At 72.2% G+C, this 14,952-nt stretch carries 11 protein-coding genes; 4 read left to right on the top strand and 7 right to left on the bottom strand.

The features are described from left to right. Positions 1-55: 55 nt before the first annotated feature. The gene (locus OG257_RS34955) at positions 56-502 is read left to right on the top strand and encodes a hypothetical protein (RefSeq protein WP_329214093.1); all 447 of its coding nucleotides are present in this window, start codon (positions 56-58) and stop codon (positions 500-502) included. A 359-nt stretch (positions 503-861) separates the two neighbouring features. Then, complete coding sequence (locus OG257_RS34950; RefSeq protein ID WP_329214091.1) at positions 862-4,233, top strand: ATP-binding protein; 3,372 nt, start codon at positions 862-864, stop codon at positions 4,231-4,233. A gap of 12 nt (positions 4,234-4,245) precedes the next feature. Here the strand turns inward: OG257_RS34950 and OG257_RS34945 are convergent, their stop codons facing one another. Continuing rightward, on the bottom strand, positions 4,246-4,566 hold the full coding sequence (locus tag OG257_RS34945) for a DUF6191 domain-containing protein (RefSeq protein ID WP_329214089.1): 321 nt from the start codon (positions 4,564-4,566) through the stop codon (positions 4,246-4,248). A 308-nt stretch (positions 4,567-4,874) separates the two neighbouring features. Here OG257_RS34945 and OG257_RS34940 point away from each other — a divergent pair, with 308 nt between their 5' ends. Together OG257_RS34940 and OG257_RS34935 are read left to right on the top strand one after the other, a co-directional pair. Continuing rightward, positions 4,875-5,798: an AurF N-oxygenase family protein gene (locus OG257_RS34940; protein ID WP_329214087.1), complete on the top strand. Its 924-nt coding sequence runs from the start codon at positions 4,875-4,877 to the stop codon at positions 5,796-5,798. 27 nt (positions 5,799-5,825) lie between these two features. Beyond that, complete coding sequence (locus OG257_RS34935) at positions 5,826-7,475, top strand: FAD-dependent oxidoreductase (protein WP_329214085.1); 1,650 nt, start codon at positions 5,826-5,828, stop codon at positions 7,473-7,475. A gap of 136 nt (positions 7,476-7,611) precedes the next feature. Here the strand turns inward: OG257_RS34935 and OG257_RS34930 are convergent, their stop codons facing one another. The 6 genes from OG257_RS34930 to OG257_RS34910 all read right to left on the bottom strand — a co-directional run bounded on the left by OG257_RS34930 (position 7,612) and on the right by OG257_RS34910 (position 14,564). Then, positions 7,612-9,453 carry an ABC transporter ATP-binding protein gene (locus OG257_RS34930; protein WP_329214083.1) on the bottom strand — a complete coding sequence of 614 codons (1,842 nt, stop codon included), beginning with the start codon at positions 9,451-9,453 and terminating at the stop codon, positions 7,612-7,614. Further along, positions 9,450-10,331 (bottom strand): ABC transporter permease, encoded by an 882-nt coding sequence (locus tag OG257_RS34925; protein WP_329214081.1) that lies wholly within the window; start codon positions 10,329-10,331, stop codon positions 9,450-9,452. Before OG257_RS34925 ends, OG257_RS34930 begins: the two co-directional genes overlap by 4 nt. A gap of 5 nt (positions 10,332-10,336) precedes the next feature. Then, the gene (locus OG257_RS34920) at positions 10,337-11,281 is read right to left on the bottom strand and encodes an ABC transporter permease (protein ID WP_329214079.1); all 945 of its coding nucleotides are present in this window, start codon (positions 11,279-11,281) and stop codon (positions 10,337-10,339) included. Position 11,282: 1 nt separating this feature from the next. Further along, the gene (locus OG257_RS34915; RefSeq protein WP_329214077.1) at positions 11,283-12,875 is read right to left on the bottom strand and encodes an ABC transporter substrate-binding protein; all 1,593 of its coding nucleotides are present in this window, start codon (positions 12,873-12,875) and stop codon (positions 11,283-11,285) included. A gap of 311 nt (positions 12,876-13,186) precedes the next feature. Beyond that, complete coding sequence (locus OG257_RS37290; protein WP_383805493.1) at positions 13,187-13,258, bottom strand: putative leader peptide; 72 nt, start codon at positions 13,256-13,258, stop codon at positions 13,187-13,189. A gap of 100 nt (positions 13,259-13,358) precedes the next feature. Continuing rightward, entirely contained in the window at positions 13,359-14,564 is a 1,206-nt protein-coding gene (locus OG257_RS34910) for an ROK family transcriptional regulator (protein ID WP_329214074.1), read from the bottom strand. Positions 14,565-14,952: the final 388 nt, after the last annotated feature.

Below are 14,952 nucleotides of genomic sequence, written 5' to 3'. Positions count from 1 at the left end.
ACGAGCGTGTCGTCACACCGGCCGCAGGGCGCAACCGGGACGGAAGGGGCAGCAGTTGACGGAGACGGCCGACGCTGACGGCAGTGGGGCGGAGCAGCACGCGGCCGAGGCGGCCGGGCCCGGCGCGCGATTCCGTCAAGCCGTGGCATCCGTGATCACTGCTGCCAGGAAAGCGGCAGTCGTCGCACCGCCTGCCGTGGTCGTGTCGTACGTCGACGCCTCGCTCGTCCGTAGCAGCGCAGGAGAGACAGGCCTGCTGTTCGGTGCGGAGTTCTGGCTCATCGCCGTGATCCTTGCCGGGCTGCGCATCCAGGGGTGGACACAGGACGACAGCCGCTGGGTCACGCTGTCCGTCCAGGGAGCCCTGGTCGTCGGGGCTGTCGCCGGCCCGGTCCTCCTCTTCCACGGTGCGCTCGCCGCTTCGGCCGTGGCGGTCGGTATGACGGCACTGGGGGCGTTGGCGGCCGTCCTGGCCCGGCCGTTCGGCTTCCGGGACACCTGAATCCACGGCCTGTAGTGCTCCGGTAACGGCCCGTTCCCAGCTTCCCGGGACAAGCCCTCCACCGCGCACGCCCCGTCTCGTACGGGGCCGGTGAAGGCCACCCGTACCTGCCCTGGAGGGATCGACTCGACCGTTCTCGACACCGCCAGGAGGGGCCAGGCCTACGCGGCGGGCAACACGGACCACCGGATCCTCACCCTGGAACATCGACCTCTCGGGAGCCAGCCACCGGCTCTCGGACGATGGCCTGCACGGTCCGGTCGTCCCGAAGCTGACAAGCTCCCGACCTGCCCCGTTCACGCCGCCGATACCGTGCCCTGACGAAGGGCACGGTATCGGTGGCTAAAGTGGCTGCTCTCATGGCAGCAGCACAACCGTACGAAACGGCACCGAGCACTCCGGACAGACCACCACTGCTCCGCGTGTACCTCCTCGGTGGGTTCAGGGTGGAGCGCGACGGCGGCGCTCCCCTGGCCGGAAAATGGCCGCGCCCGAGCGCGCGGGCCCTGGTCAAGCTTCTCGCCGTCTCCCCCGGACACAGCCTCCACCGTGAGCAGGCCATGGAGATCTGCTGGCCGGACTCCGATGCCCAGGCCGCGCTCGGCAGCCTGCGGGTCGCCCTGCACGCCGCCCGCCGCGCCATCGAGCCGGAGCTCGCCCCGCGCGCATCCTCGTCCTATCTGACCGGCGAGGGCTCGCTGCTGCGGCTCGATCCGCAGACCGTGGTGATCGACGCCGATGCCGCGGAGACCCTCGCCGAGGGGGCGCTGGCCGGGGGGTCGACCGCCGCCCTGGCCACCGCGCTCGCGTCGTTCACCGGGGAGCTGCTGCCCGAGGACCGGTACGCCACGTGGGCCGAGGTCCGGCGCGAGGAGATGTCCGCGCTCCGCGACCGGGTACGGCTCGCACTCGCAGAGGCCCACCTCGCGGAGGGCGAGACCGAGCTGGCCACCGAGGTGGCGCTGCGCGCCCTGGCCGCCGCGCCCGCCGAGGAGCGCGCCCACCGGGTCCTGATCGATGCCTATCTGCGCCAGGGACTGCGCCGGCAGGCCGTGCGCCAGTACCACCTGTGCCGGGAAGCGCTCGACGCGGAACTCGGCATCCGCCCCGGGCCCGCCACGGAGCAGTTGCACCTGCTCGCGCTGGACGCCGCCACGACAGTGCTGCCCGCCACTTCCGCGCCCGTCCTCCCGGCCGCGATCCGCACCCCGCCCGGGACGCCGCTTCGCGGCCGGTCCGAGGAGCTGGGTGCTCTGCTGGCCGACGGGGGGCCGCCGGTGCGGCTGGTCCGCGGTGAGGCCGGGGTGGGCAAGACACGACTGACGGCGGAGGCGGCCCGGCGGGCGGCGGAGGCCGGGACGACCGTGCTGTGGGGCGCGGGCCACGACGCCGAGGGACACACCCCGTACGGCGTTTTCGTCGAGGCCCTGGATGCCTGGCTCGCCGACCGGACGTCCGCCGAGCGGGCCAGGATCGGCGGCGAATATCCCGAACTCGCCTCGCTGATCCCCTCGTTGGGGCAGATCGGCGCAGGTTCGGAGCGCAGCCCGGAGGAGGAGCGCGACCGGTTGTTCCGGGCCGCGGCGGGACTGCTGGGCGATCTCGCGGCGACCACCCCCGTCCTGCTGGTCCTGGATGATCTGCACGCCGCCGACACCGGGTCGTACCAGCTGCTGAGCCATCTGGCCCGGCGTGCGGTGACCACGCGGACGGACTGGCGATTCGCTGTGACCTACCGCGCGGAGGAGATCGGGAGCACGGATCCCCGACGCGCCTCGCTGGACTCCTTGGTACGCCAAGGGCTCGCCCATTCCCTTGAGTTGGGAAGGCTGGGACGGTCGGAGTGCCTGGCGGTCGCCGAGGACGCGGGCGCCCGGAGCGGGCTCGACCGGGTCTGGGAACTGTCGCTCGGCAATCCCCTGTTCGCCCTGGAACTGGCCCGCACCGCCGACGGGTCGACGGACCCGGCCGAGCTCAGCGCCCCGGAGGGCGTACGGCAGTTGGTGGCCGCACGGCTGTCCCGGCTCGAGCCTGCGGCACGCCGGGTCGTCGAGGCGATTTCGGTGGCGGGCGGGGGCGCCGCCCTGTCCGAGGTGGTGGATGTCGCCGGGCACGGGCTGCATCCACGGCTCTCGCCGGCCGAGGCGACGGATGCCGTGGAGGCGGCTGTCCAGGCTTCGGTCCTGGAGGAACGGAACGTCGTGGTCGGCGGGCAACCGATGCCCGGGCTCGTCTTCCGGCACCCACTGGTGCGGCTGACCTGCTACGACGGATTGTCCGCGGCCCGCCGCAGGCAACTGCACTCGGCGTACGCGGAGGCGGTCCTGCGCCGCCGGCCCGACGCGGTCGACACGCTGGCCTCGCATCTGATGCGCGCCGACGACCCGCGCGCCACGCAGTATCTGCGGCAGGCGGCGGAGCGAGCCGCGGCGCTGTGCGCGAACGACACGGCGGACCGGTACTACATCGAACTGACCGCCCGCCTCGACGCGTTGGCCGCCGACGCCGCGCAGGCCAGGATCGACAGGGGGGCTGTGCTGCGCCGGATGGCCCGGTACCGGGAGGCGGCGGCGGTGCTCCGGGAGGCACTGGAGGACATGGTGCGGCGGGGCGACGTGCACGGCCAGGTGCTGGCCGCGGCGCGGCTCACCGAGGTGCTGGTGAAGTACCGCTCCACGGACGAGGGCGAGGAACTGCTCCGCCGGTTCCCGCCGGGCCCCGGCACCCCGGCACTCACCGCGGCCACGCACCATCTGGCGGCAGCGGTCCTGAGGTTCGTCACCGGGCGGTACGAGGAGGCGCATCTGTGCGCCTGTACCGCACAGCAGGCCGCCGACGCGGTGCCGGGCAACGGACGGCGCGGCCTGCTGGCCCGGGCGCTGGCCATGCAGGCCACCTCCCTCGGACTCGCGGGCAGACTGGCGGAGGCGCGCCCGGCGGCCGACCTGGCGCTGCCGCACGCCGAGGCGTACGGCGATCAGGAGCTCATGGTCACGATTCTCTCCGTGCAGCGGGAGCACGCCCGCCGCTCCGGACGGCTCGCCGAGGCCGTCTCCACGGGGCAGCGCGCGCTGCTGCTCGCCGAGCGCACGGGGGATCCGACCGCAGTCGCTTTCGAGCGGGCCAATCTCGCCGAACTCCACCTACTCCTCAGGGAGTTCACCGATGCTGCCGATCATGCCCGGGGCGCGGTGAGCGAGACGGGCGAGCGGTCCGAGTGGTGTACCCCGTACGCCCTGGCAGCCCTGGCCAGGGTCCTGACCAGGACGGGTGAGCGTGGCGCGGCGGAGCTGCTTGCTCGCGCCGGCGAGGCGGCCGAGGCGCAGGGAGACCAGCAGGCCGTGCACGAGGTGCGGACCGCGGCGGCGGAGATGCTGGTGCACGAAGGCCGCCCCGCCGAGGCGCTCGCGCTGCTGGCCCATGGCGGCGGCCCAGGTGCAGCCCCTCTGCGGGCATGGGCGGAGCTCGCGTCGGGCCGGCCGGAGCGCGCGGCCCGGTACGCGGCCGAGGAAGCGGTGCGCGCGGAGCGGGCCGGCGAACGCCTTTCGGAGACGGACGCCCGTACGGTGCACGCCGCCGCCCTCATGACGCTGGGCCTGGAGCGGGAGGCCGAGGAGGAGTTCGACAGGGCCGCGGGGCTGTCCGCGGAACTCCCTTATCCCGAAGGCGCGTTCAGGGTCGAGCGGGCCCGCGGCGCGAGGTCCGGCTCCGTGGGGGAACAGATCTCCTGACGCAGGGCGCCCCTATCGGCCCGCCTGCGGCATGCGGATCACCGCCGTTCCGCCGTCGAGGTCCACCGTCGTCCGGTTCGGCGGCGCCCCGTCCTCCTCGTCGTCCCGCATCAGCAGCGCGGACTGCCGCTCCTTCAGTTCGCTCTGTTTCCCGGGCGAAAAGCTCGCGTGCAGCTGTTCGAACCCGGTTGCCGATATCTGGCCCTGCCGGGCTGCGTTGCGCCATGGCAGAACCCCTGCCCGCCCGGCGCGCAACAGCAGCTGATCGACGAAGGCCAGTACGGTCAGCACGACGACCAGCCCGGGCAGAGTCATGAAGACAGCGAATTCCATGACCCGATTATCCGCGTCGGCGGCCGCCGGGAGCGCACTCCGCCCGGCCTGCCCGCCCTCTGTACCGCAGGAGTGCACCCCCTCACGCGACTGGACGGTGCTTCCGCTCCGTGGAGAGCTAGTGCCTATTTCCTACTCAGGGGTAGGCCTACGCACCCCTCTTGTTATACCTTCCGTCCAACAGCTTGCTAGACGTGACGTCTAATAAGCGCCTACGGCGCTCGCAGCCACCGGTCCCGTCGCACGGGCACAGGACGGACACGGTCGGGGCGGCGTCGAGTCGATCTCTCGATTCTAGGAGCGGCAGCATGGCAAGCAGCACCGTTCGGCCGGATGACAGGAACCACCAGGACCGGCTCGCCGAGCAGGAAGTCGCCAGGCGGCTGCTCGACTCGGCCGCGAAGCTCTCGTACGACCCGGCCACCGAGGTGGACTGGGAGACACCCCTCAACACGGACGACCACGGCGCGAGCCCCGAGTGGAGCACGCTCTACGGCACCGCGTACTGGCAGGAGTTGTCCGATGCGCAGCGCAAGGCGCTGACCCGCCAGGAAGCGGCGTCCGTCGCCAGCACCGGCATCTGGTTCGAAATGATCCTGCAGCAGATGGTGCTGCGCGACATGTACGCCAAGGACCCGACCGACCCACGGTTCCAGTGGGCGCTCACCGAGGTCGCCGACGAGTGCCGGCACTCCATCATGTTCGCCCGGGGTGCCGCGAAGCTGGGCGCACCGGCCTACCGCCCCCACCGCATGGTGATCGAGCTCGGCCGGGCCTTCAAGACGCTCGCCTTCGGTGAGGCCGCGTACGCGGCGATCCTCGTCGCCGAAGAGGTGCTCGACGTGATGCAGCGCGACTGGATGCGGGACGAGCGGGTGGCTCCGTTCGTCCGGACGATCAACAACATCCATGTGGTGGAGGAGTCACGGCACATGAAGTTCGCCCGTGACGAGACCCGCAAGCGGCTGCGCGGCGCGGGCCCGGTGCGGCGCCGGCTCAACTCGCTCGTGGTCGCCATCGCCTCCTATTACATCGTCACCAGCATGGTGAACCGGAAGGTCTACGCGAACGCGGGCCTGGACACCGAGCGGGCCCTGGCCGAGGCCAGGACCAATGAGCACCACAAGTCCCTGATGCGTTCCAGCTGTTCGGGACTGATGGAGTTCCTGGCCTCGGCCCGCCTCCTCACGAAACCCGCCCTGTTCTTCTACAAGCGCGCCGACCTGATCTGACCCGAGCCGACGACCTGAGCTGACGAGATGACCTACGCCATCACCCAGACCTGCTGCAGCGACGCCACCTGCGTCGCCGTGTGCCCCGTCAACTGCATCCACCCGACCCCCGAGGAACGGGAGTTCGGCAGTACGGAGATGCTCCACGTCGACCCGGCGACCTGCATCGACTGCGGCGCCTGCGCCGACGCCTGCCCGGTCGACGCGATCTTCCCGGTGGACAGCCTCTTCGGGGCGCAGAATGAGTACGCGGCCATCAACGCCGCCTACTTCGCGGACAGGCCGGCCGCCCCGGCCCCGGCGGGGCCGAACTTCCACGCCTGGGGCGAGCCCTCGTTCACGCGCGGCGTGCCGTCCGACTTCGCGCCGATCCGGGTGGCGGTCGTCGGCACCGGGCCGGCCGGCATGTACGCCGCCGAGGACATCCTGCTGCACACCAACGCCGAGGTGACGCTGATCGACCGGCTGCCGGTGGCGGGCGGCCTCGTCCGGTACGGCGTCGCGCCCGACCACCCCGCGACCAAGGGGGTGGGCGAGACCTTCGCGCGCTTCCACTCCCACCCCCGCGTCCGCATGCAGCTGGGCCTCCAGGTCGGCAAGGACATCACCGCCGGTGAACTCGCGGCGCACCATGACGCGGTGATCTACGCGGTCGGCGCCTCGACGGGCCGCCGCCTCGGCATCCCGGGCGAGGACCTGCCGGGCAGCATCCCGGCCACCTCGTTCGTGTCCTGGTACAACGCCCACCCGGACGTCGAACCGGAGGCCGTGAGCCTGTCCACCGAGCGGGTGGTCGTCGCCGGCAACGGAAACGTGGCTCTCGACGTCGCGCGCATCCTCGTGGCGGATCCCGCCGCGCTGGCGCGCACCGACATCGCCGACCACGCGCTGGCCGTCCTGCGGGACTCGAAGGTGCGCGAGGTCGTCGTGCTCGGACGGCGCGGTCCCGAGGATGTGGCCTGTACGGCCTCCGAGTTGCTCGCGCTCAAGCATCTGCCGGGCGTGGACCTGGTCGTCGACGACCACGATCCGAGGATCAGCGCGCGGATCGACGCGGCTGCGCCCGGCGAGAAGGCCGCCCTGCTGCGGGACGTCGCCCGCGAGAGGACCGACTGGTCGCGCCCCCCGGCAGCGGGCCGGCGCATCGTCTTCCGCTTCCACTCCGCCCCCGTGGAAGTGCTCGGCGACGACGGTGTCGCGGCCGTGCGCGTGACGGCTGAGACGGGCGAGCAGGACATACCGGCCGGCCTGCTCCTGCGGGCGGTCGGCTACCGCGGCGTTCCGGTGCCGGGCCTGCCCTTCGACGACGCGACCGGCACCGTGCCGCACGAGGACGGCCGGGTGACGGGAATGCCCGGAACGTATGTGGTCGGCTGGATCAAGCGCGGGCCCTCAGGAGGCATCGGAGCCAACCGCACCTGCGCGGCCGAGACCGTCGGCGCTCTTCTGGCCGACGCCGTCGAGGGCCGGCTCCCTTCGCCCGCGCAGCCGCCCAAGGCCTTCCGCCGCCTCGCCCAGCAGCGCTCCCTCCATGTCGTCGACGCCCGGGGACTGGCCGCCATCGACCGTGCCGAGCTGGCACGCGGTCGCGCCCTCGGCCGCCCGCGCGTCAAGTTCGGCACCGTGCCGGCGCTCATCGCGGCGTCGAAGAGCGGACGTGGGCGATCGTCCGGCTGACCCCGTCAGGAGGACACCGGGACGAGGCGGGCCGGCTCGTCGGCGAGTGGCGGTGGCGGCGGGCTCGTTCACCTCGCCGAAGGCGTCGCCCATCCGGAAGCCCCCGTACACGCACGTCCGGGGGTGCGGCACGCTCTCACGCGAGGACTCCGGCCTTCCGGGTGCGCGTGGCACGAGCGGCCGCGGGTACGGGTTCGGGGACCGCGGCCAGCAGGGCGCGGGTGTACGGGTCCCGGGGGTGTTCGCACACCTCGTCGGCGCTGCCGCTCTCCACGATCCGGCCCCGGTGCATGACGGCGATGCGGTGGCTGACCTGGCGGACCACCGCGAGGTCGTGCGCGATGAAGACCAGGGCGAGGCCGAGGTCGCGCTGGAGGTCGGTGAGGAGGCCGACGATCTGTGCCTGGACGGAGACGTCGAGGGCGGAGACGGGTTCGTCGCAGATGAGCACGGACGGTTCGGGGGCGAGTGCCCGGGCGATGCCGATGCGCTGGCGCTGGCCTCCGGAGAAGGCGCGCGGATGCCGATGGGCGGCGTCCGGGTCCAGGCCGGCCCGGCGAAGCAGGTCCGCCACCCGCTCCTCCCGTTCGTCCCGGTCGCCGAGGCCGAAGGCGATCAGGGGTTCGGCCACGATCTGACCGACCGTCATGCGGGGGTTGAGGGAGGCGTACGGATCCTGGAACACCATCTGCACCTGTCGGCGCACCGCGTGCAGTGCGCGGCGCGAGGGCCTGGTGACGTCCTCGCCGCGCAGCCGCAGGGTGCCGCCGTCCGCGGGATGGGCGTGCGCCAGCACCCGGGCCAGGGTGGACTTCCCGGAGCCGGACTCGCCGACGATGCCGAGGGTCTCCCCGGCGGCGAGGGTCAGGGACACTCCGTCGAGTGCGGTGAATCCGCGCCCCCGGTACGTCTTGCGCAGGTCGTGGGCCTCCAGGACGACTGCCCCCGGTGCGGGACGGTCGATGGGAGCGGGCGTGGCGGGTGCGGTCAGTGGTTCGGTGCGCCCGGCGGCGGGCAGGCAGGCCACCCGTACACCGCCCGCCGACTCGGCGAGCGGTGGTGTTCCCGTACGGCAGCGGTCCTCGACGAGGGTGCAGCGGTCGGCGAAGGCGCAGCCCTCGCCGAGGAGGGCCGGATCGGGCGGGCTGCCGGGGATTCCCGTGAGCCGGGTGCCGGAGGGGGTGGCCAGCCGGGGTACCGCGGCGAGGAGGCCCGCGGTGTACGGGTGGCGGGGGCGGGTGAGCACCTCGGCGGTGGGTCCGTCCTCGACGACCGTGCCGCCGTACATGACCAGGACGCGCTCGCAGGCGCGGGCGACGACACCCATGTTGTGCGTGATGAGGACAAGGGCTGTGCCGGTCTCCCGGTTGAGGTCGGCCAGCAGGGTGAGGATCTGGTCCTGGACGGTGGCGTCGAGCGCGGTCGTCGGTTCGTCGGCGAGCAGGATGTCGGGCTCGCCCGCCAGCGCCATGGCGATGAGGATGCGCTGGCGCTGACCACCGGAGAACTGGTGCGGATGGTCCTCGGTCCGGCGGTGGGGGTCGGAAATGCCGACCCGGTCGAGGAGTTCGACGGCGCGGGCCCTGCGCGCCGCACGGTCGTGGTTCCCGTGGGCACGGAGCACCTCGTCGAGGTGGCGGCCTGCCGTCAGGACGGGGTTGAGCGCTGTCATCGGGTCCTGGAAGATCATGCCGATGCGGGCGCCGCGCACCGCGCGCAGCTCGGCCTCGGTCGCGGCGGCCAGGTCCCGGCCGTCCAGGTGGACCGAGCCGGTGGTGATGCGGCCGGTGCCGGGCAGCATCCGGGTGAGCGCCAGCGCGGTGGTGGACTTGCCGGAGCCGGATTCCCCGACGACGGCCAGCGTCTCGCCCCGGCGCAGACTGAAGGAGACCCCGCGCACGGCGCGCAGCGCCGAGCCGTCCGGGGCGGTGAACTCGACGCCGAGGTCGCGGACCTGCAGCAGCTCCTGGGCGGTCATCGGCGTATCTCCCGGTTGAGCGCCTCGGCGATGAGTGAGAGTCCGAGGACGAGCGCGGTCACGGTGATCAGTGGGCCCGCCGCGAAGTGCGGAGCCTGGGCGAGGTAGGGCATGGACTGGCTCAGTACGGCTCCGAGCGTGGGCTCCGGTGGCCGTACGCCCACGCCGAGGAAGCTCATGGCGCCCTCGATGAAGACGGCGACGGTCAGCGATACGGCGATCTGGACGATGAGGGGGTCGGCGGCGTTGGGCAGGATGTGCCGGACCAGCACCCGGGGGCCGGAACTGCCCCCGACCCGGGCGGCGGTGACGTACTCGCGCTCCCGCTGGACGAGGATCCCGCCGCGCAGCAGCCGCCCGAAGACGGGGATCTCGGCGAGTGCGATGACGAGGACGACGGGGAGCCGGCCGGGGCCGAGGATCGCGGTGACGGCGAGCGCCAGAATCAGGCCGGGGAAGGCGAGCAGCAGGTCGAAGACCCGCTGGACGACGGTATCGACGACGGGGTGTGCGGCGGCGAGGAGGCCGAACAGGCAGCCGAGTGCCGCGCCGACGGGGACCGCGATCGAGATGATGCCGAGGTCGGCGCGGATGCCGTGGAGGAGTCGGCTGAGCAGGTCCCGGCCGAGGTCGTCGGTGCCGAGCGGATGTCCTGGGGAGCCGAGAGCGGCGAGGCTCTGGCCGCTCTGGTCGGTCGGCCCGTGCCCGGCGAGTACCGGCGCGAGCAGCCCGGCGAGAACCACCACGCCGACGAGGACGAGCCCGGTACGGGCACGTGCGGTGGCCAGGGCGCTGCGGTAGGGGTGGCGGTTCCGGCTCCGCGCCTTCGGGGCGGTCGGTGGCGGGCCGGCGGTGAGGAGTTCGGCGGTCGGGGTCATCGGGGTTACTCCCACCTGATCCGGGGGTCGAGCCAGGCGTACACGAGGTCCGTGAGCAGCTGGACGAGGACGAAGACGGCGACCAGGAGCAGCAGGAGATCCTGGACGACCGGGTAGTCGCGCCGGATGAGGCCCTGTTCGGCGAGCTGCCCGAGGCCTGGCCAGGCGAAGATCGCCTCGACGAGGACGGCTCCGCCGAGCAGATGCCCCACCTGCATGCCGAGCAGGGTGACGACGGGCGGGAGGGCGTTCGGCAGGGCGTGGCGCCACAGCAGCCGGCGCGGTGCCACCCCGGCCGCCGTGGCCGTGCGGATGTAGTCCTCTGCCAGTGCGCGCTCGATCCCGTCCTTCAGGTAGCGGCCGAGGACTGCCGCGCTGGGAAGTGCCAGGCAGAGCGCGGGAAGCAGCAGGTACTGCGCGGCGAGGTCGGGCGCGGTCAGGAAGGCGATCCGGCCGCCGGGAGGGAGCACTCCCAGGATGACCGCGAACAGCATCACGAGGAGGACACCGCTGACGAAGGGCGGCACGGCCAGCGCCGCGGTCGTGGTCACCCGGATCGCGGTCCGGATCCCGCGGCTGCGGGAGGTGGCCCCGAGTACGCCGAAGGCCGTACCGATCACGACCACGAACAGCAGTGCGGCCAGGGCGAGTTCAGTGGTGGCGCCGAGCCCGTTGCCGATCAGGTCGGCCGTCCGGCCACCGATCGCGTAACTGGGACCGAGGTCACCCGTCAGCAGGGACCCGATCCATTGGACGTACTGGGAGAGCAGGGGTGCGTCGAGGCCGAGCCGGTCCCTGATCGCGGCTACGGTCGCCGCGTCCGCGTCCGGGCCGGCGAGGGTCGTGGCCGGGTCGCCGGGGACGAGGCGCAGGATCGTGAAGATCAGGAACGAGGCGGCGAGCAGCACGAGAAGGGCCGAGGGCAGCCGTCGGAGCAGGTAGCTGCGCATGTCAGGCCAGGTAGGCGTGGTCGAGGTTGAGATACGAGAACTTGTTCAGCGTGACGCCGTGCAGGCGGTCGGCGGCGACCTGGACCCGTCCGCGGAGGACGAGGTCGATGAGGAATGCCTCGTCGAGCAGGATGCCGGAGATCTTCTCGTGCAGGGCGTTGGCCGCCGCGGGGCTCGACTCCGGCTCGGTCCAGGCCTCCTGCACGACCTCGGTGTACGCGGCGGAGCGGTATTTGGAGGTGTTCTTCGCCTCGTTGAAGGGGTAGGCGCTCACGGCGAGGGTGGAGGGCTGGACCTGCGCGAAGCCGTGCCCCAGGGACCACAGGGCCGGCATGTCCTGCGAGATGAGCTTCTTCTGCGCGGTCGCCGCGTCGGTGGGCTGGAGCGTGACGTGGACGCCCACCTGCTTGAGGTCGTACTGGAGGGATTCGGCGATCGCGGTGTCCGTGGGCAACGCGATGTGCAGCAGCGGCAGTTCGAGCTTGCTGACCCCGGCGGACTTCAGCAGCTCGCGGGCCTTGCCGGGGTTGTGGGAGTAGTGGGTGCGGTGTGCCTCGGAGAAGGCGGGCGAGGATTTGGGCCACGGGGCGGCGGAGGCGAGGCCGTAGCCGCCGAGTGTCTGTGCGAGCAGCCGGTCGCGGTCGACGGCCCAGGCGAGGGCCTGGCGGACGGTCCGGTCGTCCAGCGGGGCGACCGTGGTGTTGACGCCGAGGTAGGAGGCGCCGGAACCGGTGTCGTAGTCGGTGATGTTCAGGCGCGGGTCACTCTTCACGACGCCGAGGCTCTTGCCGGGCACGTCGAAGGAGAGCTGGGACTGGGCCGAGCGCAGGGACGAGATCAGCGCGTCGGCCTGGGGTATGACCCGCAGCTCGACACCGTCGAGGTAAGGGCGGTCGGGCTGCCAGTAGTGGTCGTTCCTGGTCAGGCTCAGACCGGAGCCGGGGCTCCACTTCTTCAGCTTGAACGGACCGGTACCGATGAAGTTCCTTCCGGTGACGGCGTCCTCCACCGTCTCCGGATCAGTGATGATCATGAACTCGAACAGGTCGAAGAGGTTGTTCACCGGATGCGCCAGCGTGAGCACCAGCTCGTGGTCACCACGCTTCTCGAATCCGGTGATCGTGGCGGCCGTGCTGCGCAACTGGGCTGCGCGTACGGGGTTCTGAAGGTTCTTCACGGCGAAGATGACGTCGTCCGCGGTGAACGTGCGGCCGTTGTGGAAGGTGACGTCGTCGCGCAGCCGGAGGGTGATGCTGCGCCCGTCCTTGGCGTAGTTCCAGGAGGCTGCGAGCTCCGGCTGCGGGCTCAGCCGGTCGTCGTAGCGGGTCAGCGTGTTGTAGATGAGCCGGTGCTGAAGGGACTGATAGCTCTGGGCGAACAGCAGGGCGGGCGTGAAGTCGCTGTTGACGGCGACGTTGAGCACGCCGCCGCGCTTGGGGGCGGCACCGGCTCCCTGCGGAGCGGACGAGGCCTCGGAGACCGCCGAGCGGCAGCCCGCCAGGCCCAGTCCGAGAAGCAGGGTGCCGCCGCCGGCGGCGCGCAGCGTGGAGCGCCGGGACGGTCCGGTGGGCGTGGAGGGGTACAGCTCGGTCATCGAAGCCTGCCTGTGACGGTGAGGGACGGTGAAAGTGCGGGAAGGGGGTGCGGAGTCGGGGCGTCCCCGAATTCATTCCGCTGCGGGAGGAATGGAGAGCGCGCGGCGCTCAGCTCTGCGGGCGCACGGAATCAGCACGGTCCGGCTGCGGAATCCGCGCGCGGACAGGGAAGGGGAAGAGGAACGGGAACGGGACAGCGACGGGGAACGGGCCGGGAAATCGGCCCGGGGCCACGGCGGGGAGCGCCGCTCCACCGGTGCGGCGTCAAGGACGCGCAGCGGACAGCGGGGCCGTGCGGGAGACCGTCCGGTCAGTTCTGGACGGCACAGACCGCGCTGGCCTGTCGACAGAGGTCGACGTGCCTGCGGGAGGTGAGGCGCATGTCCGGGTTCACGGGAGCAATATGACAGCGGCTTCGCCGGACGGTCAACCTTGCCTGTCCGGATCCTGGTACGGATCGACCTCTCGCCCCCTGGGTGCGACTACCCGCCGAAGGCCGCCAAAGGGCTCTTGAACAGCGGGTTCAGCAAGATGGTGCCCGCCGCGACAGGAAGGACTGCCATCCCGGCATGCGGACTGACGATCCGTTCGGGATCCCGGCAGACGTGGGACAGGTCGATCGCCGCTCCCCGTATCTCCTCGAGGTAGTCGGGGTTGAGCAGGCTGGAGTGCTCGGTGACCACGACCAGGTCGGGGTTGAGGACGTCGAGCAGCAGGGCCGTCGCGCGACCGACCGCCCGGGCCCGCTCGCGCAGCAGCCGGTCCGCGCGCCGGTCCCCCGCCGCGGCCGCATCCACCACGAGGAACGCGTCGGGGTCGGGCACGATCCCGCGCCGCACGGCGGTCAGTCCGACGGCCGTGTTGGAGGCCGTCGCCTCCAGGCAGCCGGACCGCCCGCAGGGGCAGACGGCTGTGGAATCCGGTACGGGCAGGTGCGCCACGTCCCCCGCGCCGGACCCCGGGCCCTGGTGGACGACCCCGGCGATACCCAGGGCGGCGTCGACCACATTGCCGACGAAGAGATGGACCAGGCTGCGGCGCGCCGCGGGCCGGCCGAAGAGGATCTCGGACTGCGCGATGGCCCGGGCGTGGTTGTCGATCCGTACCTCCAGTCCGCCCAGCCCACGGGCCAGTTCGGCCGCGAGCGGGCGCTGGTGCCAGCCCAGCGCGTCGTGCCGAACGGCCGTCCCCAGGCCGGGATCCACCCAGCCGCCGAGGGCGGCGCCGACCCCCAGCAGACGACGGCCCGGGTTGGCATCGGCGAGAAACGTGCGCAGCGCGCCGAGGATCCGGTGCGACAGATCCCCGGGGGCGATGCCGTCGTGCGGGAGCGCACCGCGGGCCAGCAGCCGGCCGCGCAGATCCAGCAGGCCGAACGTCGATCCGGGAACGCCGATGTGGACACCACCGGCCACCGGCCCTTCGGCCGCCCCGGTGTGCAGGTCGACCGGGATCTGCGGTCTGCCCACGCCGCTGCTCTCGACGAGTTCGGGAAGCTCCCTGACCAGGCCGAGGCGGACCAGGTCGGTGCACTGACGTGACACGGCTGCGGGGCTGAGACCGGAGAGTTCGGCAATGGTCCTGCGGGCAACGGGCCCGTGATCGAGCACGGTGCGCAGGACCGTGGCGGCATTGGCCTCGCGACGGCCGTCGCCGGTCGTCCGGGCGACGTGAGGGGCGGCTGTCATGGGAGCTTCCTCCGGTCCTGCGACACGGGACGGTCGCAACGTTACGGCGGCGTGAAATCGCGCCGGGGAATGTGGCCCGCGCCCCGGCAGGGTGCGCGAGGCATCCAGAACGGCAGGGATAACTGCTGCTCAGAGGCTGTTTGACGCTGCGTCGCCGGACAGGTCACCGGCCTCACACAGGCGCCGATTCAACCACTGCCGCGCACCGTCCGGGGCATGGATGTGCGCTTGACGGACGCCGCGGGCCACTGGAAGTCTCCGAGGCATGTTCGCGACGGCCGTTCCCGCCGCGCGGTCCGCCCACGCCGGCCGCGCCACAGCGCCCCAGGCGTGTCCGGGTCGCTGTACCGCCGTCTGACCTGCCGCTCCGGCCCCGCACCTCCGACGG

The organism is Streptomyces sp. NBC_00683, assembly GCF_036226745.1.
Taxonomy (GTDB): Bacteria; Actinomycetota; Actinomycetes; order Streptomycetales; family Streptomycetaceae; genus Streptomyces.
Note: the sequence above shows the minus strand (reverse complement) of the source record. Positions and strands in the feature narration are given on the sequence as shown.

Bases quoted from the DNA above. Each gene is read 5' to 3' on its own strand.
- OG257_RS34950 (WP_329214091.1), top strand. From the start codon at position 862: ATGGCAGCAGCACAACCGTACGAAACGGCACCGAGCACTCCGGACAGA.
- OG257_RS34945 (WP_329214089.1), bottom strand. From the start codon at position 4,566: ATGGAATTCGCTGTCTTCATGACTCTGCCCGGGCTGGTCGTCGTGCTG.
- OG257_RS34940 (WP_329214087.1), top strand. From the start codon at position 4,875: ATGGCAAGCAGCACCGTTCGGCCGGATGACAGGAACCACCAGGACCGG.
- OG257_RS34935 (WP_329214085.1), top strand. From the start codon at position 5,826: ATGACCTACGCCATCACCCAGACCTGCTGCAGCGACGCCACCTGCGTC.
- OG257_RS34930 (WP_329214083.1), bottom strand. From the start codon at position 9,453: ATGACCGCCCAGGAGCTGCTGCAGGTCCGCGACCTCGGCGTCGAGTTC.
- OG257_RS34925 (WP_329214081.1), bottom strand. From the start codon at position 10,331: ATGACCCCGACCGCCGAACTCCTCACCGCCGGCCCGCCACCGACCGCC.
- OG257_RS34920 (WP_329214079.1), bottom strand. From the start codon at position 11,281: ATGCGCAGCTACCTGCTCCGACGGCTGCCCTCGGCCCTTCTCGTGCTG.
- OG257_RS34915 (WP_329214077.1), bottom strand. From the start codon at position 12,875: ATGACCGAGCTGTACCCCTCCACGCCCACCGGACCGTCCCGGCGCTCC.
- OG257_RS34910 (WP_329214074.1), bottom strand. From the start codon at position 14,564: ATGACAGCCGCCCCTCACGTCGCCCGGACGACCGGCGACGGCCGTCGC.